Below are 1,932 nucleotides of genomic sequence, written 5' to 3'. Positions count from 1 at the left end.
GCTCAGGGCCTCCAGGCCGAGCGCACCGCTCCCAGCGAACAGATCGAGGACGCGGGCGCCGCCGACCTCGATGCGCGCCTCCAAAATGCTGAATAACGCCTCTCGGACACGGTCCGTCGTCGGGCGCGTCCGGCTCCCCTTTGGTGCGTCGAGCGGTCGGCGGACCAGGGTGCCGCCCGTGATCCTCATCCGTTACAGCGCCGCGCCCAGGACCGGCGCGAACGACGCGAGCTCGGAGGGGTCGGCGGCCAAGGTCCGCGAGAACGTAGTGAGCGGGTCGAGGAACGTCCGCTCGAGGCCGATAAACTCGACCACCAACTCGAGCCGGCTGTCGGTCGCGTCGTCCCCATACACGTGGAGATGCCTCACCTCGGGTCCGGCGACGCCGGACTGCTGCAGCGCCGCGAGGGCGAAGTAGGCGGTGTCGGCGGGCGCCGTGCTCGGCCCGTGCGTCCCGAACACGAACTCTCCGTCCCGCACGACGGCGATCTCGGTATGCCTCGTGTACGCGCCGACCAGGAGGCAGACGCCGCCGTACGGAGCGACGCGTGCGGAGGCGCGGGTCGTGTCGGACACGTCGTAGTCGTCCACGCCGATCGCGCTCGCGAGCCGGACGAGCCTGCCGTGGACGGCCTCGGTCACATGGACGGTTTGGAACCACTCGAGGTCGCCGGCCGAGGTCTCCTCGGTGCGGATCGACCTCGATCGCGCTCGGACGACGCGCGTGGGCGCGAGGTCGGCCAGGAGCGCCGCTTCCTGCCGCAGTTGCCCGCTCCGCTCGTCCGCAGCGAGGCCGACCGGGAGCGGCGTAAAGAACGTGGTCGTCGCCGTCGGGTGGGCGGCGAAGATCAGCTCCGTCGCGTCGGTTCCCTCGAGGCCGTCGACGAGCGCGTCGGTCACCGCGGCGAGGGCGTCGGGGTCGCCCTCGGCGAAGACGGCCCGCTCGACGTTCGTCTCAAAGTCGGCCGCGCCCAGGCGTCGCAGCGATGGCTGCGGCCCGGGGACGATCTCGGCGTAGCGGAGCGTCCGCCCACTCAGTCCGGCGACGGCAAGGACGCTCACGGGCTCTATTCCCAACTCGCCGCGTTGCGGAGCGCCGGGTTCGGGTTGCGGGAGCCGATCGAGTCGGCCTCGAGGTCGGGGTCGCCGAGCCAGTAGATCTCGAAGCCCGACGTGTCGCGCACGACCTGATACTGGAACGGGTTGCCCGTGCGGGGCGAGAGCGTCAGCGAGTCGATGGAGACGGGGTTGAAACGCTCCTCCTGCATCTCGGTCTGGGCGGCAAACGCGGAGTCGTTCCGGGTGTACATCACCAGCGAGTCGAGCGTCGACGGGTAGACGTCGAACGAGTCGCGGTAGGTGATGAGCGCCGTGCGCAGGTCCCCCATCCGCTCCCGGGTCAGGTCCGTCTCTCGCTGCGCCGCGGCCGCGTTCTGCGCCGGCACGACGGTCACGAAGTAGAGAACGACCACGAGGCCGACGATGAGAAGGCCGAGGACGGCTCGGATCACGAGATCACTGCCAGAAGCGCCTGCTGAGGCCATTTGAGGAGGGGGGTGAGTCCAGAAGGGCGCGGCTCGAACGGGGGACGCCGCTCTGGTGAGGATACCCCCGGACGCGTCGGCTTGGCAAGACGGATGACACGGTGGCTGCGCCGGCCTCGCGGCTCTCGACGGTGACCCCGCCGGGCGGCGACCTCGAGGACGGGTAGGCGACCGACGAACAAGACACGGCAGACCGCCGCGAGTTGCCCACGACCTCGAGGACGACGCTCGTCTTCTCACGCCGGCGGAAACCTGTGATCCGTCGCGGCGCGTCTCACGCCTGCCCTCCATCGCTGTCCTATGACCCGACTCAGCGTCAACCTCAACAAGGCGGCCCTGATGAGGAACGCCCGAGGCGGCGACCGCCCCGACGTGCTCCGCCTGGCCG

Annotated in this window: 4 protein-coding genes; 1 reads left to right on the top strand and 3 read right to left on the bottom strand. The window is 70.3% G+C overall.

What is annotated here, in order from left to right; genetic code table 11:
• The 3 genes from WBA11_RS10830 to WBA11_RS10820 form a co-directional block, all read right to left on the bottom strand.
• On the bottom strand, positions 1-189 hold a 189-nt coding region (locus WBA11_RS10830; RefSeq protein WP_424520701.1), incomplete at its 3' end, for an RsmD family RNA methyltransferase.
• 3 nt (positions 190-192) lie between these two features.
• Positions 193-1,062 carry a hypothetical protein gene (locus WBA11_RS10825; protein ID WP_424520700.1) on the bottom strand — a complete coding sequence of 290 codons (870 nt, stop codon included), beginning with the start codon at positions 1,060-1,062 and terminating at the stop codon, positions 193-195.
• Between the two features lie 5 nt (positions 1,063-1,067).
• Entirely contained in the window at positions 1,068-1,511 is a 444-nt protein-coding gene (locus tag WBA11_RS10820; RefSeq protein ID WP_424520699.1) for a hypothetical protein, read from the bottom strand.
• Positions 1,512-1,844: 333 nt separating this feature from the next.
• On the opposite strand from WBA11_RS10820, the gene WBA11_RS10815 reads away from it, so the two are divergent.
• Positions 1,845-1,932 (top strand): pyridoxine 5'-phosphate synthase (locus WBA11_RS10815; protein WP_424520702.1); only part of this gene is annotated, 88 nt, incomplete at its 3' end.

Origin of the sequence: Rubrivirga sp. (assembly GCF_049648075.1) — a bacterium.
Classification (GTDB): domain Bacteria; phylum Bacteroidota; class Rhodothermia; order Rhodothermales; family Rubricoccaceae; genus Rubrivirga.
The sequence above is the reverse complement of the archived record's forward strand: the minus strand, read 5'-3'. Positions and strand labels throughout refer to the sequence as shown.